The 25901-nt window shown below is 60.5% G+C and carries 22 protein-coding genes; 12 read left to right on the top strand and 10 right to left on the bottom strand.

Annotation, left to right across the window (positions count from 1 at the left end):
• Positions 1–91: 91 nt before the first annotated feature.
• From AC72UB_RS16690 to infB, 7 genes are all read left to right on the top strand, one after another.
• The gene (locus tag AC72UB_RS16690) at positions 92–712 is read left to right on the top strand and encodes a response regulator transcription factor (protein WP_463290894.1); all 621 of its coding nucleotides are present in this window, start codon (positions 92–94) and stop codon (positions 710–712) included.
• 105 nt (positions 713–817) lie between these two features.
• Positions 818–1795, top strand: a complete 978-nt coding sequence (locus AC72UB_RS16685; RefSeq protein WP_463290893.1) for an HpcH/HpaI aldolase/citrate lyase family protein — start codon at positions 818–820, stop codon at positions 1793–1795.
• 3 nt (positions 1796–1798) lie between these two features.
• The gene (locus tag AC72UB_RS16680; protein ID WP_505190728.1) at positions 1799–3049 is read left to right on the top strand and encodes a glycerate kinase type-2 family protein; all 1251 of its coding nucleotides are present in this window, start codon (positions 1799–1801) and stop codon (positions 3047–3049) included.
• 130 nt (positions 3050–3179) lie between these two features.
• Positions 3180–3806: a ribosome maturation factor RimP gene (gene rimP, locus AC72UB_RS16675; RefSeq protein WP_505190727.1), complete on the top strand. Its 627-nt coding sequence runs from the start codon at positions 3180–3182 to the stop codon at positions 3804–3806.
• A gap of 30 nt (positions 3807–3836) precedes the next feature.
• On the top strand, positions 3837–5444 hold the full coding sequence (gene nusA / locus AC72UB_RS16670) for a transcription termination factor NusA (RefSeq protein WP_463290890.1): 1608 nt from the start codon (positions 3837–3839) through the stop codon (positions 5442–5444).
• 24 nt (positions 5445–5468) lie between these two features.
• Entirely contained in the window at positions 5469–6107 is a 639-nt protein-coding gene (locus AC72UB_RS16665; RefSeq protein ID WP_505190726.1) for an RNA-binding protein, read from the top strand.
• 5 nt (positions 6108–6112) lie between these two features.
• Complete coding sequence (infB, locus tag AC72UB_RS16660; protein WP_505190725.1) at positions 6113–8713, top strand: translation initiation factor IF-2; 2601 nt, start codon at positions 6113–6115, stop codon at positions 8711–8713.
• 65 nt (positions 8714–8778) lie between these two features.
• On the opposite strand, the gene AC72UB_RS16655 is transcribed toward infB, so the two are convergent.
• From AC72UB_RS16655 to AC72UB_RS16640, 4 genes are all read right to left on the bottom strand, one after another.
• Positions 8779–8919, bottom strand: a complete 141-nt coding sequence (locus tag AC72UB_RS16655) for a hypothetical protein (protein WP_463290887.1) — start codon at positions 8917–8919, stop codon at positions 8779–8781.
• Positions 8920–9036: 117 nt separating this feature from the next.
• On the bottom strand, positions 9037–9435 hold the full coding sequence (locus AC72UB_RS16650) for a (deoxy)nucleoside triphosphate pyrophosphohydrolase (RefSeq protein WP_505190724.1): 399 nt from the start codon (positions 9433–9435) through the stop codon (positions 9037–9039).
• A complete protein-coding gene (gene argJ / locus AC72UB_RS16645) occupies positions 9432–10772 on the bottom strand; it encodes a bifunctional glutamate N-acetyltransferase/amino-acid acetyltransferase ArgJ (RefSeq protein ID WP_505190852.1) in 1341 nt (446 codons plus the stop codon). The genes AC72UB_RS16650 and argJ overlap by 4 nt, the downstream gene beginning before the upstream one ends.
• Positions 10773–10794: 22 nt before the next feature.
• Positions 10795–11661, bottom strand: a complete 867-nt coding sequence (locus tag AC72UB_RS16640; protein ID WP_505190723.1) for a peptidylprolyl isomerase — start codon at positions 11659–11661, stop codon at positions 10795–10797.
• Between the two features lie 186 nt (positions 11662–11847).
• Between AC72UB_RS16640 and secA the strand changes: the two genes are divergently transcribed.
• A complete protein-coding gene (gene secA / locus AC72UB_RS16635) occupies positions 11848–14562 on the top strand; it encodes a preprotein translocase subunit SecA (protein ID WP_505190722.1) in 2715 nt (904 codons plus the stop codon).
• A gap of 285 nt (positions 14563–14847) precedes the next feature.
• On the opposite strand, the gene AC72UB_RS16630 is transcribed toward secA, so the two are convergent.
• Together AC72UB_RS16630 and AC72UB_RS16625 are read right to left on the bottom strand one after the other, a co-directional pair.
• The gene (locus AC72UB_RS16630; protein WP_505190721.1) at positions 14848–15333 is read right to left on the bottom strand and encodes a hypothetical protein; all 486 of its coding nucleotides are present in this window, start codon (positions 15331–15333) and stop codon (positions 14848–14850) included.
• A gap of 4 nt (positions 15334–15337) precedes the next feature.
• Positions 15338–15787 (bottom strand): hypothetical protein, encoded by a 450-nt coding sequence (locus AC72UB_RS16625; protein WP_505190720.1) that lies wholly within the window; start codon positions 15785–15787, stop codon positions 15338–15340.
• A gap of 510 nt (positions 15788–16297) precedes the next feature.
• Here AC72UB_RS16625 and AC72UB_RS16620 point away from each other — a divergent pair.
• Genes AC72UB_RS16620 through AC72UB_RS16610 form a run of 3 tightly spaced genes read left to right on the top strand, consistent with a single transcriptional unit; the run spans position 16298 to position 19676 of the window.
• The gene (locus AC72UB_RS16620; protein WP_505190719.1) at positions 16298–17407 is read left to right on the top strand and encodes a hypothetical protein; all 1110 of its coding nucleotides are present in this window, start codon (positions 16298–16300) and stop codon (positions 17405–17407) included.
• Between the two features lie 17 nt (positions 17408–17424).
• The gene (locus AC72UB_RS16615) at positions 17425–18939 is read left to right on the top strand and encodes a phosphate ABC transporter substrate-binding/OmpA family protein (protein WP_505190718.1); all 1515 of its coding nucleotides are present in this window, start codon (positions 17425–17427) and stop codon (positions 18937–18939) included.
• Positions 18936–19676, top strand: a complete 741-nt coding sequence (locus AC72UB_RS16610) for a class I SAM-dependent methyltransferase (protein ID WP_505190717.1) — start codon at positions 18936–18938, stop codon at positions 19674–19676. The genes AC72UB_RS16615 and AC72UB_RS16610 overlap by 4 nt, the downstream gene beginning before the upstream one ends.
• Here AC72UB_RS16610 and radC read toward each other — a convergent pair.
• Positions 19648–20424 (bottom strand): RadC family protein, encoded by a 777-nt coding sequence (radC, locus tag AC72UB_RS16605; protein WP_505190716.1) that lies wholly within the window; start codon positions 20422–20424, stop codon positions 19648–19650. The two genes, AC72UB_RS16610 and radC, sit on opposite strands and share 29 nt — an antisense overlap.
• 106 nt (positions 20425–20530) lie before the next feature.
• Here radC and AC72UB_RS16600 point away from each other — a divergent pair, with 106 nt between their 5' ends.
• A complete protein-coding gene (locus AC72UB_RS16600; RefSeq protein WP_463290877.1) occupies positions 20531–21583 on the top strand; it encodes a DUF475 domain-containing protein in 1053 nt (350 codons plus the stop codon).
• Positions 21584–21641: 58 nt separating this feature from the next.
• Here the strand turns inward: AC72UB_RS16600 and dnaJ are convergent, their stop codons facing one another.
• The 3 genes from dnaJ to AC72UB_RS16585 form a co-directional block, all read right to left on the bottom strand.
• Positions 21642–22799, bottom strand: coding sequence for a molecular chaperone DnaJ (gene dnaJ / locus AC72UB_RS16595; RefSeq protein WP_463290876.1), 1158 nt, complete (start codon positions 22797–22799; stop codon positions 21642–21644).
• Positions 22800–22871: 72 nt separating this feature from the next.
• A complete protein-coding gene (gene dnaK / locus AC72UB_RS16590) occupies positions 22872–24779 on the bottom strand; it encodes a molecular chaperone DnaK (RefSeq protein ID WP_505190715.1) in 1908 nt (635 codons plus the stop codon).
• Between the two features lie 252 nt (positions 24780–25031).
• Positions 25032–25856 carry an ABC transporter permease gene (locus AC72UB_RS16585; protein WP_463291630.1) on the bottom strand — a complete coding sequence of 275 codons (825 nt, stop codon included), beginning with the start codon at positions 25854–25856 and terminating at the stop codon, positions 25032–25034.
• Positions 25857–25901 lie beyond the last annotated feature (45 nt).

The following is a 25901-nucleotide window of genomic DNA, read 5'->3' as shown; positions in this document are numbered from 1 at the left end:
CCAAATTGGTAAGTATGCGGGTGTATACCGTTTGTGACCAGTTCAAATGGGTAGGTTTATGTCATGAACCGTGCAGAATCTGGGGTGTACGATGCTGGAGATTAGGCCTGAACAGATTGACTTGGCGCTGGCCGAGGGCAACCCTCTGGTGCTGTCGGCCTTGTCGGAAGTCTTTGAAAAAGATCGAAGATTCTCGCTTGTCGCGACATCGTCAACCGCTGAGGGCTTGCTTGGCGCGGTGATGCGGGTGCCGGTCAAGGTGGCGGTGATTGACTGGCACATCCCACAGCTGGGCGGCCAGAAGCTGGCCGAAGTGTTGCGCGATCAAGAGGGCGCGCCGCGGTTGGTGATCTATGCCGATGACTCGGCAGGGACCGAATCGCTTAAGGCTTTGGCAGCGGGGGCGGCCGGATTCGTGGACCGCAAGTCGCCGGTCGAGCGGCTTTTGGACACCTGCGTTGACGTCGCCGCTGGGAAAATGGTGTTCCCCTTCATCGACGTGCGCGGGCTGCAATCGGACCCGATCCAGCAGCTGACACGCCGCGAAAAGGCGCTGTTGGAGGCGCTGGCGAATGGTCTGGCCAACAAAGATCTGGCCCGCGAATTCGACATTTCGACGAACACGGTGAAGTACCACCTGTCGAACCTTTTTGAGAAACTTGGCGTCACCAGTCGCACACAAGCAGTTGCGTATTACTTCAAGTCACGCTAGGCAGATTGCATGCGAATGCATACTTTCAGGAAATTATTTTTCTTGACAGTATAGGATTTTGCGCCGCTTTCTGACCCCGAATCCGGCAATCAGAAAGGCCAAAGCATGAGCTTTCACGTCATCACCCAAGCCCCGGCGCGGCTGAACCGCAGCGAACTCGCCGTTCCCGGCAGCGCTCCGCAAATGTTTGAAAAGGCAGCACAATCTGATGCCGATGTGATCTTCCTTGATCTGGAAGATGCGGTCGCTCCTGATGACAAAGCACAGGCGCGCAAGAACATCATCAAGGCCCTGAACGAGATGGATTGGGGCAAGAAAACCATGTCGGTCCGAATCAATGGACTCGACACGCACTACATGTACCGCGACGTGGTGGATGTGGTGGAACAGGCCGGCGAGCGTCTGGATCTGATCATGGTGCCGAAAGTTGGCACCGCCGCTGACGTCTATGCCGTCGACATGATGGTGACCCAGATTGAGGACGCCAAGGGCTACAAAAAGCGGATCGGTTTCGAGCATATCATCGAGACCGCGCTGGGCATGCAAAACGTGTCCGAAATCGCCGCGGCGTCGAAGCGCAATGAGTCGCTGCATTTCGGCGTGGCCGACTATGCCGCCTCGACCCGTGCGCGCACCACGATCATCGGCGGTGTAAACCCCGATTACTCGGTGCTGACCGACAAGTTGGACGATGGCAGCCGTCAGGTGCATTGGGGCGACATGTGGCACTATGCGCTGGCGCGTATGGTGGTCGCTGCGCGGGCCAATGGTCTGCGTCCGGTGGATGGTCCGTTCGGTGATTTCTCGGACCCCGACGGCTATCGCGCCGCCGCCAAGCGTGCTGCGGTCTTGGGATGTGAGGGCAAATGGGCCATTCACCCCAGCCAGATCGCGCTCGCCAACGAAGTGATGAGCCCGTCTGAGGCTGAAGTGACCCGCGCCAAGCGGATCCTTGAGGCGATGGCGCAGGCTGCAGCCGAAGGTAAAGGCGCAGTGTCGCTGGATGGCCGTCTGATCGACTATGCGTCCATCCGTCAGGCCGAAGTTCTGGTGCAAAAAGCCCGCCAGATTTCGGCGGCCTAAGGCATGGCAAGCTTGCGCGACCTGGCCAATGCGCTGTTTCAGACCGCCTGCACGGCGGCTGATCCGGGCATTGCCTTGTCGCGCGCCTTGACAGACTCCCCTTTGCCCCGCCCCGATACGGGCGGGGCTTATCGCATTGTTTCCATTGGTAAAGCTGCGGTGCCTATGGCTGAGGCCATGATTGCCAAGGTTCAGGGCCAAGAGTTCTCTGCGCTGGTCGTGACAAACTATGAGAACGCGCGCGACGTTGCGGGTGCGGTCGTCATCGCCTCGGGTCATCCGGTCCCGGATGAGAACGGCGCCAAGGCGGCTTTGGCGGTCGAGGCGATGCTGGCAGACACCACGTCTGCCGACCGGGTGATTGCCCTGATCTCGGGCGGCGGATCGGCGCTGTTGCCGGCGCCGGTTGAGGGCGTGTCCTTGGCGGATAAGGCTGCGACCAGTCGGCTTTTGCTGGGCGCAGGCGTGGACATTTCACAGTTGAATCTGGTGCGTCAGGCGCTGTCGCGCTTGAAAGGTGGGGGTTTGTTGCGCGCCGCCCATCCCGCGCCAGTGACGGGCTATATCCTGTCGGATGTGATCGGCGATGATCTGCGCGTTATCGCCTCGGGCCTGACGGTGGCCCCGGTGGGCAGCCGCGCCGAGGCGCGGGCACTGTTGCAGGGCAAGGGCCTTTGGGCGGATTTGCCCGCATCGGTGCAAGCGGCGTTGGAGCGTGACACGGTTGAGCCGCCTTTGCCCGCGGCAACTAACGTGCTGATCGGGTCGAACCGCAAGAGCCTTGAGGCGATGCGGGCTGAAGCGGGCGCGGATGCGGTGATCGTGTCGGACCGGTTGGAGGGCGATGTGGCCGATGCTGCGGCGGAAATCCTCGCGGCGGCGAAAAGCGCGGGAGATCGCGCCTGCCTGATCTTTGGCGGCGAAACCACGGTTCGGCTGCAAGGCACGGGTCTGGGTGGGCGCAATCAGGAACTGGCGCTGCGGGTGGCGATGGGCATGCCCGACCTTGGGCGCGATTGGGTGTTTCTGTCGGGCGGCACCGATGGCCGCGACGGGCCAACCGATGCGGCGGGCGGCGTGGTCGATGCCGGGACCGTTTCGCGCATCATCGCGGCAGGGGGCGATCCGTCGGCACTTTTGGCCAACAATGACAGCCACCGCGCGCTGTCCTTGGCAGGGGATCTTCTGGTCAGCGGCGCAACGGGCACCAATGTGGCCGATGTTCAGGTGCTGCTGCTGGGCCCTTTGCACTAAGCGTATCTCTCCTTGCAATCACGGGGGGATCGGCCTATATGCCCTTCAACAGCGGTTTCAGGGTCCACACCTGAAGCTACCGAAAGTCACGGCGGGCCTCTGTGGCCCGTTTTTCATTTCTGGAACCTGAATGTCTGATCTTGTTGCCAAAACTGCCATGGACCGTCGCCTTGCGGACATCGTCCAGCCCGTGATTGAGGGCTTGGGCTTTGAACTGGTGCGCATCCGCCTGATGGGCGGGGCGACGCGCATTTTGCAGATCATGGCCGACAAGCCCGACGGCGGGATCGAGGTTGACCATTGCGGTGATATCTCGACTGCCGTTTCCGCCGTTCTCGATGTGGAAGACCCGATTGAAGAGAATTACGTGCTGGAAGTGTCGAGCCCCGGCATTGACCGCCCGCTGACGCGGCTGAAGGATTTCGAGATGTGGAAGGGCTGGGAAGCCCGCATCGAGACGACCGAGCTGATCGACGGCCGCCGCCGCTTTAAAGGCACCCTTGGTGGTGTTGAGGGCGAGGAAGTGCTGATCGAGATCGAAGATGGCAAGGAGACCGTGACCATCGGGTTGCAGTTTGACTGGCTGTCGGACGCCAAGCTGATTCTCACCGATGAGCTGATCTCGGAAATGCTGCGCCAGAAAAAGGCCAGCGGCGTGATCGACGAATCGCAGTTCGACGAGATTGAAGAAACCGACGCGACTGAAGAAAACGGCGGGGACGACGACAGCGACGCCCCCGAGACGACCAAACACTAAGCCCCAAAACACTAGGCCGGGAGAAGACCCATGGCGATTACATCAGCCAACCAGCTTGAACTTCTGCAAACCGCCGAAGCGGTCGCGCGCGAGAAGATGATCGACGCCGAACTGGTGATTCAGGCGATGGAAGACAGCCTCGCCCGCGCGGCCAAGTCGCGCTATGGCGCGGAAATGGACATCCGGGTCAAGATCGACCGTAAGACTGGCCGCGCCAGCTTTGCCCGCATCCGCACCGTGGTGGAAGACGACGCGGTGGAAAACCACCACGCTCAGCTGACGGTGAAGCAGGCCAAATCCTATCTTGCCGACCCGCAGCTTGGCGACGAGGTGATTGACGAAGTTCCCCCGGTTGATCTGGGCCGTATCGCCGCACAATCGGCCAAGCAGGTGATCTTGCAAAAGGTCCGTGAGGCAGAGCGCGACCGTCAGTACGAAGAATTCCGCGACCGCAAGGGCACGATCATCAACGGTCAGGTCAAGCGCGAAGAATACGGCAACGTCATCGTCGACATCGGCCGTGGCGAAGCGATCTTGCGCCGCAACGAAAAGATCGGCCGCGAGGCGTATCGCCCCGGCGACCGCATCCGCTGCTATATCAAGGACGTCCGTCGCGAGCCGCGCGGCCCGCAGGTGTTCCTGTCGCGCACCGACCCGCAGTTCATGGCGGAGCTGTTCAAGATGGAAGTGCCGGAAATCTATGATGGCATCATCGAGATCAAGGCCGTCGCCCGTGACCCGGGTTCGCGCGCCAAGATTGCCGTGATTTCCTATGACAACTCGATCGACCCGGTCGGCGCTTGCGTCGGTATGCGCGGCAGCCGTGTGCAGGCCGTGGTGAACGAATTGCAGGGCGAAAAGATCGACATCATTCCGTGGAATGGTGATCAGGCGACCTTCCTTGTGAACGCGTTGCAACCGGCCGAAGTGTCGAAGGTTGTGATCGACGAAGAGGGTGGCAAGATCGAAGTGGTCGTGCCGGATGAGCAGCTGTCGCTGGCCATCGGTCGTCGCGGTCAGAACGTGCGTCTGGCCAGCCAGCTGACCGGCCTTGATATTGATATCATGACGGAATCGGATGAATCGACTCGCCGTCAGGCCGAGTTCGCCGAGCGCACCAAGCTGTTCATGGACACGCTGGATGTCGACGAGATGATGGCGCAGCTTCTGGTGTCGGAAGGCTTCACCAATCTGGAAGAAGTGGCCTATGTCGAGTCGGATGAACTGCTGTCCATCGACGGGTTCGACGAAGGCACCGCCGGGGAATTGCAGGCCCGTGCCCGCGATTATCTGGAAGAGCAGGCCCGCAAGTCGCTGGAAGCCGCCCGCGCGATGGGTGTGGAAGAAAGCCTTGTGAACTTTGAAGGGCTGACCCCGCAGATGCTGGAAGCGCTGGCGCATGACGGGATCAAGACGCTGGAAGACTTCGCCACCTGCGCCGACTGGGAGTTGGCGGGCGGCTGGACCACTGAGAATGGCCAGCGCAAGAAGGACGAGGGCGTGCTTGAAAAGTTCGACGTCAGCCTTGAAGAGGCACAGACCATGGTCATGACCGCCCGTGTCATGCTGGGCTGGGTTGACCCCACTGCGATGGATGCCGCCGACGAGGGCGCAGCCACCGAGGAGGCCGAGGCCTGATTTCAGGCCTCGGAGGTAGCGCCCGTGACACGCGGCGGCCGGGAAAAAGAGCAGGACGACCCCGAACGCAAGTGCATTGTGTCGGGGGACAGCCAACCCAAGACGGGTCTGGTGCGGTTTTGCATTGGGCCTGACAACTCGGTGGTGCCCGATATTCTGGGACGCCTGCCGGGCCGGGGCATCTATGTGGCCGCAGACCGTGCGGCCATCACCAAGGCGGCGACCAAGGGGCTGTTCTCCCGTGCGGCACGCCAATCGGTGACGGTGCCGCCGGGGCTGGCCGATCTGGTGGAAAGCCTCTTGGCCCGTCGGGTGGTTGACCTCATCAGCATGTGCCGCAAGGCGAATGCGGCGGTGATGGGCTATGAAAAGGTGAAAGACTGGCTGCAGTCGGGCAAAGCACGGGTTTTGGTGCAGGCCTCGGACGGGTCAGAACGCGGCAAGACCAAGCTGCGCCCACCCGAAGGCGAAGGTCGATTTATCGGCCTCTTGTCTGCAGGGGAATTGGGTTTGGCTTTCGGTCGCGAACGTGCGATACACGCGGCGCTTGGCGCTGGTGGACTCACGACGCGTGTTGTAGAGGAAGCGGCAAGGCTTTCCGGGTTGCGAATTGCGCAGCCGGATGAGCAGGACGGCGGCTCGACCGCCATGAAGGATATGTAGGACGCATGAGCGATACTGACGGTAAAAAACCCCTCGGCCTGGGTGGCGCACCTCGTTCCGGTTCGGTGAAGCAAAGCTTCTCCCATGGCCGGACGCATGCTGTGGTGGTTGAAACCAAGCGCAAGCGCGTTGTGGTGCCGACGCCGGGCAAGCCCGGGTCTGGCTCTGGCGCAGCCTCGGGTGGCGCGCCCAACTTGGGCGATCCGTCCAAGCGCCCGGCAGGCATCTCCGATGCCGAGATGGAACGCCGCCTGACCGCTTTGCGGCAGGCCAAGGCGCGCGAGCAGGAAGACGCTGCCAAGCGTGCCGAAGAAGAGCGGGCGCGCGAAGAAGACCGTATGCGTCGGCGCGAAGAAATCGAAGCCAAGGAACGTGAGGAGCGCGCCCGCGAGGCCGCCCTGCGCGCCAAGGCCGAGGAAGAAGAGCGGCTTCGCGCCGAAGCGGCCCTTGAGGCCGCAAACCGTGCAGAGCAGCGCAAGGCCGATATCTTGGGCACGCAGCGCCGCAAGCCCGCTGCTCCCGAACCGGCTGCCCCCGCCGCCAGCACGGAAGCCGCCGCTCCGGCGCGCAACGCCCGCCCGGCACCCGCCCCGGGGATGGACGAGCGCGGCCCGGCCAGCGCCAAGCCCGGTTTGCCGACCCCGCGCAAGACCGACCGCGAACGCGAAGAGCGCGAGCGCAACGCCAAGGCCAAGGGCGACGAAGGTCGTCGTTCGGGCAAGTTGACGCTGTCTTCGGCCATGGATGGTGAAGGCGGCCGTACCCGCAGCCTTGCCGCCATGAAGCGCAAGCAGGAAAAGGCCCGCAACAAGGCGATGGGCTTTGGCAACAAGCCTGAAAAGCAGTTCCGCGACGTGCAACTGCCCGAAGTCATCGTGGTCAGCGAGCTGGCCAACCGTATGGCTGAACGCGGGGCAGACGTTGTCAAATCGCTCATGAAAATGGGCATGATGGTGACGTTGAACCAAGCCATTGACGCCGACACCGCCGAATTGGTGATCGAAGAGTTTGGCCACAAGGCGGTTCGTGTGTCGGATTCCGACGTGGAACAGGCGATCGAAACGGTCGCGGATGCAGATGAAAACCGCATCACCCGCCCGCCGATCGTGACGATCATGGGCCACGTTGACCACGGCAAGACCTCGCTTCTGGATGCGATCCGCAAGGCGAATGTGGTCTCTGGCGAAGCCGGTGGCATTACCCAGCACATCGGTGCCTATCAGGTGAAAACCGATAAGGGTCAGGTTCTGACCTTCCTCGATACCCCCGGCCACGCTGCGTTCACCTCGATGCGCGCACGCGGTGCGAATGTGACCGACATTGTTGTGCTGGTGGTTGCCGCTGACGATGCCGTCATGCCGCAAACGGTTGAGGCGATTGCCCATGCCAAGGCAGCCAAGGTGCCGTTGATCGTGGCCATCAACAAGATGGACAAGCACGGTGCGGATGCGACCAAGGTCCGCACGGATCTGTTGCAGCACGAAATCGTCGTCGAAGCGATGTCGGGTGATGTGCAGGATGTGGAAGTGTCGGCGAAAACCGGCATGGGTCTGGACAATCTGCTGGAAGCTATCGGCCTGCAGGCCGAAATTCTGGAACTGAAGGCCAACCCGAACCGTTCGGCCGCCGGTGCTGTGATCGAAGCCAAGCTGGATGTGGGCCGCGGCCCGGTTGCGACCGTTCTGGTGCAGAACGGTACGCTGCGCAAAGGCGATATCTTTGTCGTCGGCGAGCAGTGGGGCAAGGTGCGTGCGCTGATCAACTCCAAGGGCGAGACGATTGCCGAGGCTGGACCTTCGGTTCCGGTCGAAGTGCTGGGCCTGTCGGGCACGCCGTCGGCGGGTGATACGCTGAACGTCGTCGAAACCGAAGCTTCGGCACGGGAAATCGCCGATTACCGGATCAAGGCCGCAAAAGACAAGCGTGCCGCCGCCGGGGCTGCGACCACGCTGGAACAGCTGATGGCGAAGGCCAAGGCTGACATGGACGTGGCAGAGCTGCCGGTTCTGGTGAAGGCCGACGTGCAGGGGTCTGCCGAAGCCATCGTGCAAGCCTTGGAAAAGGTTGGCAACGAAGAGGTGCGCGTGCGCGTGCTGTCGTCGGGCGTGGGCGCGATCACCGATACAGATGTGTCCTTGGCCGAAGCCAGCAAATGCCCGATCATCGGTTTCAACGTGCGTGCCAATGCCTCGGCCCGCAATTCGGCCCATCAGAAGGGTGTCGAGATCCGTTATTACTCGATCATCTATGATCTGGTGGATGACATCAAGAAAGCCGCCTCGGGTCTCTTGAAGGCCGAGATCCGCGAAACCTTTATCGGTTATGCGCAGATCAAAGAGGTGTTCAAGGTTACCGGCGTTGGCATGGTTGCCGGCTGCTTGGTCACCGAAGGTGTCGCCCGCCGGTCTGCTGGGGTGCGTCTGTTGCGTGACAACGTGGTGATCCACGAAGGCACGCTCAAGACGCTCAAGCGCTTCAAGGATGAGGTCAAGGAAGTCATCTCGGGTCAGGAATGTGGTATGGCGTTTGAACGCTATGAAGACATTCGCGCCGGTGACGTTATCGAAATCTTCGAGCGCGAATCGATTGAACGCACCTTGGCCTAAGGCCGCAAATATCCAATCAAAAAGGGCCGGGGTTTTCCCCGGCCTTTTTCATTCGTCGCCCCGGATCAGGCGGCGCGAACCACGGGAACTGGAACACCGACAAAGGTCTTGTCATCGACCTTGACCATGATCTTCCCATCGGACATCTGCCCGACCATAAGTCCTTGAACCGAAACGCAGCTTCCGACAACAATCGTACGAAGCATGTGCCAATCCCCCAATTAGCTGAGCTGGGGTCAATCTAGGTCTGATTCGTTAAAAAAGAGCAACAATTTCGCGGCACCTGCGGCGGAATCCCCCCGGGGTTTTCACCGGGTCTTGGATCACAGCCAGTCGCGCAGGATCGGAATCAGTGGGATATCGGCTGGCGGCATTGGATAGTCGCGCAGCTTCTCGGGCCGCACCCAAGCCAGGGTCTGCCCCTCGCGTCCGGAGGCGATGCCCTCCCAGCGGCGGCAGGCGAACAGCGGCATGAGCAGGTGGAAATCGTCATAGCTGTGGCTGGCAAAGGTCAGTGGCGCAAGGCAGCTGGCCTTGGTTTCGATCCCCAACTCCTCGCGCAGCTCGCGGATCAGCCCGGCTTCGGGGGTCTCACCCGGGTCAACCTTGCCGCCGGGAAACTCCCACAGGCCGGCCAAGGACTTGCCCTCGGGCCGCTGGGCCAAAAGCACGCGGCCATCGGGGTCGATCAGGGCCACGGCAGAGACAAGGACGATCTTCACGAGCGATAATCGGCGTTGATCGCGATATATTGGCTGGTCAGATCACAGGTCCAGACCGAGCGCGCTGCCTTGCCCAGACCCAGATCGACGTGAATCAAGAGTTCGGGGTTCAACATGTAGCTTGCCCCGTCCTCTTCCTGATAATCGGGATGCCGCCAGCCCTTTTCGGCCACCAGAATATCACCAAAGCGAATGGCCAGCCGGTCGCGGTCGGCCTCGGCGCCAGATTTGCCGATGGCTGCAACAATGCGGCCCCAGTTCGGGTCTTGTCCGGCGATTGCGGTCTTGACCAAGGGCGAGTTGGCAATTGCCATTGCGACCTTGTGGGCGTCGCTGTCGCTGGCCGCGCCGGTCACGCGCACTTCAACGAATTTGGTGGCCCCTTCGCCATCGCGCACGACCTGATGGGCAAGGTTCATCATCACCCCGCGCAGGGCCGCCTCAAAGGCCTTGGCCACGGGTCCCTTGACCTCGGCGGCAGTCGATTGGCCGGTGGCCGCGACAAGGAGGGTGTCAGAGGTGGAAGTGTCGCTGTCGACCGTGATCGAGTTGAAGGTCGCATCGACATGGCGCGACAGCATCTTTTGCAGATTGGTCGCTGAAATCTTCGCGTCGGTGAAGATATAGACCAGCATCGTCGCCATATCCGGCGCGATCATGCCCGAGCCTTTGGCGATGCCTGAAATGTGGATCGGCCCGCCATCGCCCTGCACCAAGGCGGCGGCACCTTTGGGGAAGGTGTCGGTGGTCATGATCGCCTCGGCCGCGCCTTGGATGGCGGCTTCGGACAGTTGACCGGCCAGAGTGGAAATCACGGTGGTGATCTTCTCGAACGGTAGCGGCTCACCGATCACGCCGGTTGAGGAGGAAAACACGCGAGAGGCGGGAAGGCCCAGCGTCTGGGCCACACCGCCGGTCACGGCGGCCACGGCCTTGTCACCCACTGCGCCGGTGAAAGCGTTGGAATTCCCCGAGTTCACGATGATCGCCGCGCCCGCGCCCTCTGGCACGCGGGTGGCCAGTTTGGTCTGGCAATCACGCACGCAGCCTGACCGGGTGGTCGAGCGGGTGAAGGCCCCTGCCATCGTGGTTCCGGGGGCGAGCCGGACCAGCATGACGTCCTTGCGGTTCTGGTATTTGATGCCCGCGCCAATGGCCGCGAATTCGGCGCCTTTGATGACCGGCAAGTCAGGGAAATGCGCTGGAGCCAGCGGCGAGACGGGCTTGGCGGCCTTTGCGATGGCCGCACTGCCTTCAGCAGACGGGGTGCTGCCGCGCAGCGCTTTCAACGCGTTCTTCAGCGCCTTGGCCTTAGCTTTCCAGTCTTTCTTTCCCATCATTCACCCCCCTGTTGCCCGTTTACTTGTCCAGCAAGCTAAGATCACCCAGCAGCGCCGGGTCAATCCCCTCGCCGGGCGTTTCCACGGCCGCTGCCGCTGTGACCTCGGTCACATGGGCTTCGATCGCTTGCTGCTCAATCTCGGTCGCCAATTCGTCACGGATGTCGTCCAGTGTCGGCTGAGCCGCGACGCGGGTTTCCTTGACCAAGATCAGGTGAAAGCCGAAATCTGACTGCACCGGGCCTGCGACCTTGCCCACTTCGGCCGCCACCACGGCCTCTTCAAAGGGTTTGACCATCATGCCAAGGCCGAACCATCCCAGATCGCCCCCGACGGCCCCTGACCCGGTGTCGGTGGAATTGGTCTTGGCCAGTTCGGCGAAATCAGCGCCCGCTTCAAGCTCGGCCAAAAGCTCTTTGGCCTTGGCCTCATCGGCGACAAGGATATGGGCGGCGTTGTATTCGGTCTGCGGAGCGGCATCTTTAAAGCGGGCGTCATACGCGGCCTGCAGCGCCGCATCGGTGACGGCACCACGAACCACGGCTTCCAGCGCGCGGGCCGAGACATAGCCGCGTTCTTCATTTTCCAAGTGCAGCGTGTCACGGCGCGTCAGTTTGCCGTCCATCGACTGTTCCAACGCGGTCTGCTGCACCAACTGGTCGAGAATCCCCTTGAACAGCACATCCGGCGGCAAGGCCTTATACTGATCAGGCAGCGCCTCGCGGGCGATGATCATGTGACCCAGCGTGATGGCGGTTCCGTTCACCGTGGCCACGACCGTGTCTGCGGTTGGCGCATCTTCGGCCCAGACTGGAGCGGTCAAGACCGGCAGCGCCAAACCTGCGGCCAGCGCCGCCCCCGCGAAAAACCGCATCGCTTTTGCCATCTCACTTACTCCTGATCGTGCCGCGGCCTTGCGCGACGTTGACTATCCCGGCCCTTCCCCTTACATCGCGTCAGTCGCGTGCGACAGGGCCGCCCGGCCTTGACTGTCCTTCTAGGGAAGGCCGGAGGGGCGGGCAAGGCCAGAGCCTCACACGATCCGCGGAAACAATGACCAGTCGGAGATAACATGCTCGGTTTTGGGGCTCTTACGCGCAAGATTTTCGGTACGCCGAATGATCGCAAGGTGAAATCGGTGCGGCCTTTGGTGGCGAAGATCAACGCACTCGAGGCCGAATTCGCCGCCCTCTCGGATGAGGGGATCATCGAGAAGACCCGTGAGTTCCAGCACCGTGTGCAAGAGGGCGGTGAGGCGCTGGACGCGATCCTGCCCGAGGCCTTTGCCAACTGCCGTGAAGCTGCCAAGCGTGCCCTTGGCCTGCGTGCCTTTGATGTGCAGCTGAAGGGCGGGATTTTCCTGCATCAGGGCAACATCGCCGAAATGCGCACGGGGGAAGGCAAGACGCTGGTGGCGACCTTCCCGGCCTATCTGAATGCGCTGACCGGCAAGGGCGTGCATGTCGTGACGGTGAACGACTACCTCGCCAAGCGCGATGCGGATTGGATGGGCAAGGTTTACGGTCAGTTGGGTCTGACGACCGGGGTAGTCTACCCCTATCAGGGCGACGCCGAAAAGCGCGCCGCCTACCGTGCTGACATCACCTATGCTACCAACAACGAATTGGGCTTTGATTATCTGCGTGACAATATGAAGGGCAGCATCGAGGAAATGGCCCAGCGGGGGCATTTCTTTGCCATCGTCGACGAGGTGGACAGCATTCTGGTCGACGAGGCGCGCACGCCACTCATCATCTCCGGCCCCAGCCAAGACCGCAGCGATCTTTATCAAAAGGTCAACGCGCTGATCCCCCAGCTGGACGAGACGCATTTCAAGATCGACGAGAAAACCCGCAACGTCACCTATACCGAGGATGGCAACGAGTTTCTGGAGCAGGTCTTGCACCAATCGGGCCTCTTGCCCGAGGGGCAGAACCTTTATGATCCTGAAAGCACCACCTTGGTGCACCACGTCAATCAGGCGCTTAAGGCGCACAAGCTGTTTCACCGCGACCAGCAATACATCGTCCGCGATGGCGATGTGATGCTGATCGACGAATTCACCGGCCGCATGATGAAGGGCCGCCGTCTATCGGAAGGTCTGCATCAGGCGATTGAGGCCAAGGAAGGCGTGGCGATCCAGCCGGAAAACATCACTTTGGCCAGCGTGACCTTTCAAAACTACTTCCGGCTTTATGAAAAGCTGGGCGGCATGACCGGCACCGCGGCGACCGAGGCCGAAGAGTTTATGGAAATCTACGGTCTTGGCGTGGTCGAAGTGCCCACCAACCGACCCGTGGCCCGGATTGACGACCATGACGCCGTCTATCGCACCGTCCGCGAAAAGTATGAGGGCGTGGTCAAGTCGATCCACGAAGCCCATGCAAAGGGCCAGCCGATTTTGGTTGGCACCACCTCGATTGAAAAATCAGAGCTCCTCTCTGGTCTTTTGAAAGAGGCGGGGATTCCGCACAGCGTGCTGAACGCCCGCCAACACGAGCAAGAAGCCCAGATCGTGGCCGATGCCGGCAAGCTCGGTTCGGTGACCATCGCCACGAATATGGCCGGTCGCGGCACCGACATCAAACTGGGCGGCAACGTCGAATTCAAGGTGATGGAGGCTTTGGCCGCCAATCCCGAAGCCCACCCCGACGAAGTGCGCGCGCAGATTGAAGCCGAACACAAAGGCGCCGAAGAGGCCGTCAAGGCCGCCGGCGGCCTCTTTGTTCTGGGCACCGAACGCCATGAAAGTCGCCGCATCGACAACCAGCTGCGCGGCCGTTCGGGCCGTCAGGGCGACCCGGGCCGGTCGGCCTTCTTCCTGTCGCTGGAAGATGACCTGATGCGGATCTTCGGATCGGAACGGCTGGACTCGGTCTTGTCCAAGCTGGGGATGAAGGAAGGCGAGGCCATCGTTCACCCGTGGGTCAACAAATCGCTAGAACGGGCGCAGGCCAAGGTCGAAGGCCGCAACTTTGACATCCGCAAGCAGCTGTTGAAGTTCGATGACGTGATGAATGACCAGCGCAAGGCGATCTTCGGCCAGCGGTTGGAGATCATGGAAGCCGAGGATCTGGGCGAAATCACGCGCGACATGCGCCATCAGGTTTGCGAAGATCTGATCGACGCCCATATGCCGCCGAAATCCTATCCTGATCAATGGGATGTGCCCGGTCTGGTTGACTCCGTCCGCGAAAAGATGACGATGGATCTCCCCGTCGCAGCTTGGGCTGCCGAAGAGGGCGTCGATCAGGCCGCCATGCTGGAACGGCTGGTGGCGCAGTCCGATGCCATGATGGACGAAAAGCTGGCTGCCTTTGGGGCCGACGCCATGCGGTCGATCGAAAAGCAACTTCTGCTGCAGACCATCGACGCCAAGTGGCGCGAGCATCTGCTAAAGCTGGAACACCTGCGGTCTGTCGTAGGCTTCCGCGGCTATGCCCAGCGTGACCCGCTGAACGAATACAAGACCGAAAGCTTTACGCTCTTTGAAACGATGCTGGACTCGCTGCGCCAGGATGTGACGCAGAAACTGTCACAGATCCGCCCGATCTCGGCCGATGAGCAAAAGGCGCTGATGGAGCAATATCAGGCACAACTGGCCGCCCATCAGGCGGCGCAGGCCCAAGCGCAACTTGCCGCGGTGCAGGCGACGGCTGGGGCGGTGGCTGCGGCTGCGACGGGGTTTGTTGAAGCCGATCCCAGCACTTGGGGCAATCCGGGCCGCAACGACCCCTGCCCCTGCGGATCGGGCGAGAAGTTCAAGCACTGCCACGGGAAACTGTAACCTCTTGGTGTCGCGCGGCACCATCAATGCCGCGCACGCAGAGGGATGTGTTAAACTGGCGAGCCTTACTTCGTGAGGGCGCGGCTGTCTTTCGACGGCGCGAAGATCGATGCGAGCAGGATTGAAACTCTGCGTGGACGTCCATGGGCGTATCGCCCTGCTGTTGCTTTAATCGCAACTCTCAGGGTCTGACGATGCGGGGCTCAGATGTCGCGACCCAAGGGAAAGGCCAAGAGTTTCTCTTGTTAAAAGGCATCTTCAGACATTAAGCATTTCTTGTAGAACTCAAGTGTCCTTGTAAAATATCAATGCACCCACTGTCGCAATCATGAACAGGGGCCGTGAAAGAGCATAAGCTGAAAAAATTGGCGTCTCTGCGAAGTTGAAGAAGCCGAAATTGCTATGAATTACAATGATTTGCGAAAAAGTCGCATTGATCGAGTAAAGCAAGATAACTCCCGCGACAACGCGAAAGCCAACCCCAAAATAAAACGCCATGTTGAAGGCCCCGAGAAGCCAAAGGAATATAAACGCGCGCCTTTCTAGCAAATCAAGATAATGATGCTCTAGAAATTGTGGATTGATGTAGTCAAGTAGATAATTTGCTACGATATAATAGACTAACATCATTGAAATCGCATAGATGTTCATAAAGTAGAAAGAAACTCGGAACGGCATACTCTGGCTTGAGGTTTTGCGAAAAGAAAATTTCTGCCCATCAAAAGCATTGAGGAGTGCTTGATACTCCTCATCATCCAGCTTTCTTTTCATGAGCTCAGTATCCGTTCTTTATTCTGAACTGCAGTTCAAACGCCATCCAAATCAAGGCCATGATCGCGAATGGCCGCAAAAACAATGCAAGTTGGACCACTGGTGCATCGGGGTATTGAATAACGTCATACAACACGAGATGGTCGTCAATGTAATTGAATGCCATAAATGCAACATAAAATCTGATGAGGTTTAGTGCGTATCGAAAAGACTTCCACAGCAAAATCGGAAGCAAACTGATGCCGATACAGATAGCTGGCAGACGAACATAATTCATTTTGATCGCCAAGCTTTCGTGATCATTTTCACGAAGCAGCAGTCCATCTACATCAGGCGACTGGATTCCCACGACCGCCAAGACTGCAACGATATAGACGAACAGTAGGCAAAGCCAAAAAACTGGAGACAATCTTGGTCTGCCGTGCCAGATCTTGTGGGTCAGCTCTGCCAACATGTTGGTCTTTTCGGGCCGTTAAGGTGCTGAAATCAATAGATGTAGATTCAAGCGATTGCAACAAAGATGTGACACCTCGGCACAACTTTAAGTGTCATGCTGTTGAGCAATCTGCCCTCTGGTCTCTCTTATGAGGGAAGCAGAGGCCCTTCAGGCGTGCTCTTGGTGCCCCAAGACATTGGTTTGATCCACACAACAGCACGTTGATGCATTGCGTTGTAGACAACGGGACTCTCAAAAGAACTTTTTAGGGAAGCCTACCTTATGTTTTTTGAATTGTGAGGCGCCGTTTCACCCCACCAAACCGGTTAAGAATTGGGGTTTGAATGGCCTTGAAGCGGGCTGCGGGCATTCTGCGGGCACAACCGCTCCCACACGGCCCTCAGCCAAGGCAAAGAGTGCGATACGCGCCCCTTTTTCATGTTGACGGAAACATTCCCAGATCCTGCCACGGGATTGCCCTGTTTCCCCGCGACTCTGCAGATGGGAAACTGCCTGTAGGGGGCGACGATGGATATCAAACGCAAGGCGGCTCGCGGGATCGCGGTGCTGGCGGTGGCCTTGGCGGCCGGGCATCTGGTGCAAAACATGAGTGCTGCGCCCGCGCCGAAACCTGTGGCGTCTGCCGAGTTGGCCAAGATGCCGGTGAAGGTGGAAACGGTAGCCGCTGGGCCTGAAACAGTTCTGGCCGAAAAGGCTCCGGCCTTTGTGGCACCGGTGCAAGAGGATGTGGCCCCGGTTGCCGCTGCGCCCGCCACCTTGAGTGGGCCGTCTCCAGCGGCTGTGGTGGCACCTGTCACCGAGCCCGACACCATCACCGCAGCGCTTGGTCCGGCTGATCCTGCCGTCACAACGCCCAACGCGCCCGCTCAGACCGAGGGCGTTCTGATTGCGCCCATGGCCAATGATCTTCAGCCTGCCGATCCGGTTGAGACAGCGCCCGTCGCCGCTTGCGACACCACGCTTGACCTCATGACCGAGGCCAATGCGATGATCGGCATCACGCTTTTGGCCCCGTGCCACCCGAACCAGCGCGTCGTACTGCGCCATGCAGGCCTTGCTGTGACGGTGCAGACCACCTCGACGGGGGCGCTCTTCACCGCCATTCCCGCGTTGGAGGCTGATGCCACGGTGGAGCTGTCCTTTGCCGACGGCACCGACGCCAGCGGCACGATCGCCGTGCCGGATGTGGCCACGCTGCGGCGCTTTGGCGTGCAATGGCAGGCCGACGACGCTTTCCAAGTTCATGCCTTTGAGAACGCCGCCGCCTATGGCGCGCCGGGCCATGTCTCGGCCGCCGATCCGCATCGCCCTGCCGTTGGCATGCAGGCGACGGGGGGTTTTCTGTCGCTGCTGGGTGATGCTGCCACCGAAAACCCGCTTCTGGCCGAGGTTTACACCTTCCCCGCCGATCCGACCGCCAAACCCGAAGTCGTGGTCGAGGCCGCCGTCACCGACAAGACCTGCGCGCGTGAGCTTTTGGCCGAAACCCTGAGCAGCAGCGGCGGCAGTGTCTTTGTCACCGATCTGACGCTGGCGATGCCGGAATGTGATGCGGTGGGCGATTATCTGGTGTTGAAAAATCTGTTCCTTGACCTGAATATGGCGTCATTGAATTAACGGATCAGGTTATTTTTATGACAGCCCTGATGCGCGCGGCGGTTTTCGCCGCGCTTGTCTTTTCGGGTCTTTGCCAGCGTGCGTTTGCCCAAGATGTGACTTTGACCTCACGCGATGGGGCGTTGGCGATTTCCGGTCTTTTGCAGGGCTATGACGGTGAGTTCTACCGCATCGACAGCGCCTATGGTCTGTTGACCATTGATGCCCAAGGGGTGATCTGCGATGGGCCGGCCTGCCCGGATTTGACGGCGCCAAAGGCCGTGATCCGGATCGTCGGCGCGGCGGAGGCTGGGGCGGCGCTGATGCCGGGGCTGATTGCAGGCTTTGCCAAGCATCAGGGTTTTGACCTGATCTTGCCCGCCAGCCCGGGCACCCCCACGCGGCTGAGCGATCCGGTGACTGATAAGGTTCTGGCGGAATTCAGTTTTGAACCGCTTGACCCTGCCGCCGCCCATGAAGCGCTCGCGGCGGGGCGGGCCGAACTGGTGATCGCATCGGCCAGTGATCCGGCCTTTGGCATCCGCACCATCGGGCTGGATCCGCTGGTGGCGATTGGGGCCAGCGATAACCCGCTGCCTGCACTTGCGACCTCGGATCTGGCCCGCGCGCTGACGGGCGATGTCGCCAATTGGGCCGATCTGGGTGGGCCGGATATGCCGCTGGTTCTGCATGGTTTGGCCGAAGAGGCCGATCTGAACCGTGCCTTGGCCGCGCGGCTGGGGCGCAAGATTGCGGCGACCGTGGTGCATGACACCCCCGCCGATCTGGCATCGGCTGTGGCACGCGACCCTTGGGCGCTGGCGGTGACGGGGCGGTCATTGGTGGGCCCGGCGCGGCCCTTGGGGCTGACCGACAGCTGCGGCTTTCCGCTGTCGCCCACCCCGCTGGCCGTCAAGGCCGAGGATTATCCCCTGACCCTGCCAGTCTATTTCCTAACCCCCCGCCGCCGTCTGCCCTTGGTCGCGCGGGAGTTTCTGGACTATCTACCCATGCCCACTGCGCAGCAGGCGGTCGAGGCGGCCGGATATGTTGGCCGCAGCCTTGACCAGCAGCCGATTGCCGCAGATGGGTTGCGGCTCATCAACGCGATTCAAAACGCGGGAGATGAGACGACGCTGGAAGATCTTAAAACCCTTGTCATGGCCATGCAGGGGGCCGAACGGGTGTCTTTCACCTTTCGCTTTCAGGACGGCGGGTCCGAGATGGAGCCGCACAGCCGCGACAGCCTTGTCGATCTCGCGCGTTTGATCGAGGCAGGGGCGTTTTCCGGGAAAACGCTTGTTCTGGCCGGGTTTTCAGATGGATCAGGTGCTGCGGATGCCAATCGAGAGCTGTCCTTACAGCGCGCGGACCAAGTGCTGCGCGCCTTGCAGCAGGCCGCGCCGGGGCTTTCGCCGGAGGCTCTGCCGCAAGTTACCGCCTTTGGCGAGGCGCTGCCCATGGCCTGCGATGAAACCCCGGCCGGGCGGCGGTTGAACCGTCGCGTCGAAGTCTGGATCACGCCTTCATTCGCAAAGGACGCCGCGCCATGACAGAGCCGAGAACCTCGGATGAGCTGTTCGAGATTGCGCTACAGCACATGCCCGACATTGAACCCGAGATCGTGCCGGGCACTTGGCGGTGGAATGTGGTCGATGGGCTGGGCGGGTCGGACAATCTGGGCATCGAGCTGGGCGTGGCGGGCGGCGGCTTTTCGCGGCGGATGCTGGAGTCTGGCAAGTTTCGCCGGTTCTGGGGCGTGGACGCTTACAGCGACCACCACGATGTCGGCCAATACCGCCAAGCCTTGCAGACCGTGGGGCTGGACCGGAACCATCATCTCTTGCGTATGACCTTTGCCGAAGCGCATCTGCTGTTTCCCGACGCATTTTTCGACTTTGTCTATGTCGATGGCTATGCCCATTCCGGCGAAGAGGGTGGGCGCACCATTTTGGATTGGTATGCCAAGGTAAAGCCCGGTGGCATTCTGGCGGGCGATGATTATGACCCGGTGCGCTGGCCCTTGGTGGTGTGGGGCGTGCATCATCTGGTGGCGCAGATCGGCGTGCCCTTGTGGGTGACCGAGAACATTCTGGAAGGCACCTATAACAACTATGCCTCATGGTTCATCGTAAAGCCGACCGATCCCGCAGCGCCGATCCCGCAGCCGGATCTGGTGCTGCAAAAGCTGGGGCAAGAGGAGCGCATGGCCGTTGCGGCGCGAAAGGCCGCGCAGCGGGCGGCCAAGCGGGCGGCGCGGCCTAAAGATAACCCGCCGCGCGAAAGCTGATCTCGCGCGATTTACCCACGATCAGGTGGTCATGCAGCACAAGGCCTAGAACCTGCGCAGCCTCCTGCACCTGATGTGTCATGCTGATATCGGCATCTGATGGTGTGGGGTCGCCCGATGGGTGGTTGTGCACCAGAATAAGCGCGCTCGCGTTCAGCTCCAGCGCGCGCTTGACCACCTCACGCGGGTAGACCGGCACATGGTCAACCGTGCCCTTGGCCTGTTCTTCATCGGCGATCAGCACATTCTTGCGGTCCAGAAACAGGATGCGGAACTGTTCGGTTTCGCAGTGCGCCATGGTGGTGTGGCAATAGTCCAACAGCGCATCCCATGACGATAGCACTGGCCGGTTCATCACCCGCGCCCGCATCATGCGCTGCGCGGCGGCCTCAACGATCTTCAGCTCGGTGATCACCGCCTCACCCACCCCCTTGACCAACGCCAGCCGGGCCGGGGCAGCGGTGATGACCCGGTTGAAATCACCAAAAGTGTCGAGAAGCAGCCGCGCCAGCGGTTTCACATCCTGCCGGGGGATGGCGCGGAACAAGACCAGCTCCAGCATCTCATAATCGGGCAGGGCGCCAGCCCCGCCGTCGCGAAAGCGCGCCCGAAGCCGGGCGCGGTGATCGGCGATGTAGCTGGGCAAGCGGCCCTGAGGCAACGCATCAACAGACGCAGCCTCATCCCCGTCCCCGGTAGGGGCGAAAAGTGGCAAGCCGGAATCTTGAAAGCCATGCGACCGTCTCATACCCGAAGCATCTGGCGAAATGATGAACGACTGGTAAACAGACCCCGTAAGCTTGCATTGCGGTTCAACTCCGCTTACTCCGCGGCAAGGAACGGGAGACACATCGATGACGGTTGCTTTGCACTATTTCCGCTGGGCGTTTCTGGTGACAGCCGTTGGACTGGCCCTCGCGGCATGGCTCGGCTGGATTTACACCCATTCGTGGACTGGGGTGATGGGGTTCTTGTTCGTCGGCACCGTGCTGTCGATCTTGGAAATCAGCCTGTCCTTTGACAATGCCATCGTCAACGCCAACAAGTTGCAGGAAATGACCCCGGTCTGGCAGCAACGGTTCCTGACTTGGGGCATCCTGATTGCGGTCTTTGGCATGCGGATCATTTTCCCGCTCTTGATCGTGGTCTTTGCTGCCAAGATCGGCCCGTGGCAGGCGATTGAACTCGCCGCAACCCAGCCCGAGGAATACTCCCGCATCATCGGCGGCGCGCATCTGTCGATTGCGGCCTTTGGCGGAGCGTTCCTGATGATGGTGGCGCTGAAATACTTCTTCGACGAGGGCAAAGACGTGCATTGGATTGCCGCCATCGAACGCGGCATGTCCAAGTTCTCCTCGATTCAAGGGCTGGAATTGGCCATCGTGCTGACCATCATCCTGATCTTTGCCTCGATCATGCCAGCAGCGGTGCTGGCGACCTTCCTCTATTCCGCTGTTGCCGGGCTTGTCACCTTTATGGCCGTCGATGTGCTGGGCCACCTGCTCGACAAGTCGCAAGAGGGCATGGACATTGCCGTAAAGGGCGGGCTTGGCGCGTTCTTGTATCTTGAGGTGCTGGATGCATCGTTCAGCTTTGACGGGGTGATCGGGGCCTTTGCGCTGACGCAAAACCTGTTCCTGATTGCCATCGGTCTTGGCATTGGCGCGATGTATGTGCGGTCCATGACCATCATGCTGGTCGAACGCAACACGCTGGCGCAGTTCCGCTATCTGGAACACGGCGCGTTTTGGTCGATCTTTATCCTGTCCTGCGTGATGTTTGGCCAGACCTTGGGCCATATCCCCGAAGTGATCACCGGCCTTTTGGGCGCAGGCTTCATCGGGGTGGCGCTGTGGTCATCGATCCGGTGGAACCGGCTGCATTCCGGAGCCGCATCCGAGATCTGACGCGGCGCAAGACCTCTGGTGTCGCACAACAAAGCCCGCCTAGGCGGGCTTTGTCATGTCAGCCTTTCATGCCGTCCCAAAAGCCTTTGACCTTTGAAAAGAACGTGCGGCCTTCGGGATTGTTGTCTTCGGACAGCTCTTCGAACTCGCGCAAGAGTTCCTTTTGCCGCGAGGTGAGGTTGACCGGGGTTTCCACCGCCAGCTCCAAAAGCATGTCGCCCACACCGCCACCGCGCAGGGCTGGCATGCCTTTGGCGCGCAGGCGCATTTGCTTGCCGGTCTGGCTGCCTGCGGGCACCTTCACGCGGGCTTTGCCGCCGTCAATCGTCGGCACCTCCACCTCGCCGCCAAGCGCGGCTGTGGCAAAGGAAATCGGCACGCGGCAGAAGAGATGCGCGCTATCGCGTTGGAAGATCGGGTGCTCTTTCACTTCAATAAAGATGTACAGATCGCCCGTCGGCCCACCGCGCAGGCCCGCCTCACCCTCACCGGCCAACCGGATCCGGGTGCCGGTTTCCACGCCTGCCGGAATGTTCACCGACAGAGCGCGTTCTTTTTCAATGCGGCCATGCCCGTGGCAAGATTTGCACGGGTTCTTGACGATCTGGCCCGCGCCATTGCAGGTCGGACAGGTGCGTTCGACGGTAAAGAAGCCTTGCTGCGCGCGAACCTTGCCCATGCCCGAACAGGTGGGGCAGGTGGTGGGCTCGGACCCGCCTTCGGCCCCGGTGCCGCGACAGCTGTCACAGGCGATCGAGGTCGGCACGTTGATGGTCTTGGGCACCCCGGCATAGGCCTCTTCCAAAGAGACGCGCAGGTTGTAGCGCAGGTCAGACCCACGCTGCGCCCGGCTGCGACCACCGCCGCCCCCGCCGCCGCGACCCATGAAATCGCCAAACAGGTCTTCGAACACATCCGAGAAGGCCGAGCCAAAATCGCCCTGCCCGCCGCCACCGAACCCGCCACGCTGGCCGCCACCGCCCATGCCACCTTCAAAGGCGGCATGGCCATAGCGGTCATAGGCCGCCTTTTTATCGGCATCCTTCAGCACATCGTAAGCCTCGTTCACCTCTTTGAACTGGGCTTCGGCGTTGGGGTTGTCGGAATTGCGGTCGGGGTGAAGCTCTTTCGCTTTGGTGCGATAGGCTTTCTTCAGCTCTTCAGCCGAAGCGCCCTTCTTGGCCCCGAGAACCTCGTAGTAATCGCGTTTTGCCATGGCAGAACCCCCTGATGGGGAACAGGCGAAGGGCGGCCTTTTTCAAGGCCGCCCCCGGGAGTTCCCTGCGGCTTACTTCCGCTTGTTGTTGCCCATGTCTTCGAAATCGGCGTCGATGATGTCATCATCCACGTCGCGCGGGGCGTCGCCGTCGTCATTGCCACCCTCGGCGGCCTGCGCTTTGTAGATGGCCTCGCCCAGCTTCATCGCAGCTTCGGTCAGGTTCTGGATGGCACCTTTGATCTTGCCAGCGTCGTCGCCTTTCAGCGCGTCTTCCAAGGGGCCCATCGCCAGTTCGATCACTTCAACAGTGGACGGGTCCACCTTGTCGGAATGCTCTTTCAGCGACTTCTGCGTCGAATGGAGCAGGCTTTCGCCCTGGTTCTTGGTCTCCACCAGCTCGCGGCGTTCCTTGTCGGCTTCGGCATTGGCCTCGGCGTCCTTGATCATCTTTTCGATGTCATCATCCGACAGACCGCCCGAGGCCTGAATGGTGATCGCCTGTTCGCGGTTGGTGCCTTTGTCCTTGGCCTTGACGGTCACGATGCCGTTGGCGTCGATGTCGAAGGTCACCTCGATCTGCGGCATGCCGCGGGGCGCGGGCGGGATCTGTTCCAGATTGAACTGGCCCAGCATCTTGTTATCCGCGGCCATTTCCCGCTCACCTTGGAACACACGCAGGGTCACGGCGTTCTGGTTGTCTTCGGCGGTCGAGAAGATCTGGCTCTTCTTGGTCGGGATCGTGGTGTTGCGGTCGATCAGGCGGGTGAACACACCGCCAAGGGTTTCAATGCCCAAGGACAGCGGGGTCACGTCCAGAAGCACCACGTCCTTGACGTCGCCCTGCAAGACGCCGGCCTGAATGGCGGCACCGGCGGCCACAACTTCGTCGGGGTTCACGCCCTTGTGGGGCTCTTTGCCGAAGAATTTGGTCACTTCTTCAATGACGCGCGGCATGCGGGTCATGCCGCCGACCAGAACCACCTCATCGATGTCAGAAATCGAGACGCCGGCATCTTTGATCGCGGCTTGGCACGGCTTGATCGACTTCTTGATCAGGTCATCCACCAGGCTTTCCAGCTTGGCGCGGGTCAGCTTGACGACCAAGTGCAGCGGTTGCCCGGTGTTCTTGTCCATCGAGATGAAGGGCTGGTTGATTTCGGTCTGCTGGCTGGACGACAGTTCGATCTTGGCCTTTTCCGCCGCCTCTTTCAGACGCTGCAGGGCCATTTTGTCCAAGGACAGATCGACGCCGTGTTCCTTTTTAAACTCATCCGCCAGATAGTTGACGATGCGCATGTCAAAGTCTTCACCGCCCAGGAACGTGTCCCCGTTGGTGGATTTCACTTCGAACAGACCGTCGTCAATTTCCAGAACCGTGATGTCAAAGGTGCCGCCGCCAAGATCATAAACCGCGATGGTGCGCGATTCCTTACGGTCCAGACCATAGGCCAGCGCCGCTGCGGTGGGTTCGTTGATGATGCGCAGCACTTCAAGACCGGCGATCTTGCCCGCGTCCTTGGTGGCCTGACGCTGGGCGTCGTTGAAATAGGCGGGCACCGTGATGACGGCCTGAGTGACGGTTTCACCCAAATACGACTCGGCGGTTTCTTTCATCTTTTGCAGGATGAAAGCCGAAACCTGGCTGGGCGAATACTTCTCGCCGCGCACTTCAACCCACGCATCGCCATTGCCGCCGTTGACGATCTTGTACGGCATGTTCTTTTGATCTTTGACGATCACCGGGTCGTCAAAACGGCGCCCGATCAGGCGCTTGACGGCGAACACAGTGTTCGCGGCGTTGGTGACTGCCTGACGCTTGGCGGCCTGACCGACCAGACGTTCGGTTTCGGTGAAACCGACGATCGACGGCGTGGTGCGCGCACCTTCAGCGTTTTCGATGATCCGGGGCTGCGAGCCGTCCATGATGGCAACGCAAGAGTTGGTCGTCCCGAGGTCAATACCAATGACTTTGGCCATGAGTGTCCCTTTCCTTAGGCGATGATGTGGGCGGAACCCAAGATGGCATTCCGACCCGATCCCATGTGAGACTCGGAAAAAGGCATCCGCCTCATTCCGGCTTCAGGGCGTATATAGGGGGGGGCAATTGGGCCTGCAAGCGGGCTAAGCGCTTTGCAATCAGAAGAATCCTTAGAAAGTTGAGAATGACAGCACCGGCTGCGCACCCCAAGCCCGGCGCAACCCCATGACCAGGGCCAAGAAACCCCCGCTTTAGCGTTTGGCGTTCCAACTGGCCGAGATGTGCTTTTCGGTATAGCGCTCGGCCATCAGGCCGATGACGATCAGCACGAAGGTGGTGATCACCGGATAAAGCGCCGAAGTGTAGCGCGGGTCATAGTTCAGAAACATATAGCCCCGCGTCTGGTCGATGCAGTGGAACAAGGGGTTCCACATAAAGATCGCCAGAATGTGCGTCGGGGTGATGTTGGCCACGAACATCTTGCCTGAAAAAACCATGTTGGCCCGCGTATAGGCGGTGGTGGCCACGGTGAAAAAGTCGGGCGCCCAAGGGGTGGCGGCCTTGAAGATCAGCCCGATCCCAATGCCCGAGGACCATGACAAGAGATACATCGCCGCCACACCCACCGGCTCATCGATGGTGATGGGGGTCCACAGCGCGTGATAGCCAAACAAGATCACCGCGGCCGACAGCGTTTGCAGATACAGCGCCGAAAGCGCCGCCGCCGAGACCGAAACGATGGTGTTCATCGGCGCATGTTTCATCATGGCCGAGGTCGGACCATCGGCGCTGGACACCGCCTTGATGGTCTTGGAATGGGTCATAAAGCTGAAGATGCCCGACATGATGAACAAGATGAAATCACCGCGCACCTGCGTGCCGATCCCGCGCCCGATCAGGCTGAACATCAGCACCATCACGCCGATGCCCACCAGCGACTGCGCGATCGATACCAAAAGCCCGATAATGGCATTGCCGTTCGATTTACGGACATGGCGGACGGTGGCGTGGAAGATCAGTTCAAGGAATGCAACTGTGCTGCCAATGCGGGTTCGTGGCATGCTGGGCTGAAACATCTGCATCACCTCACTCGGGGTCTGGGCCCCGTTTACACCGGAAAT

This window comes from Allotabrizicola aquatica (SeqCode), assembly GCF_965194375.1.
GTDB lineage: Bacteria > Pseudomonadota > Alphaproteobacteria > Rhodobacterales > Rhodobacteraceae > Tabrizicola_A > Tabrizicola_A aquatica.
Note: the sequence above shows the minus strand (reverse complement) of the source record. Positions and strands in the feature narration are given on the sequence as shown.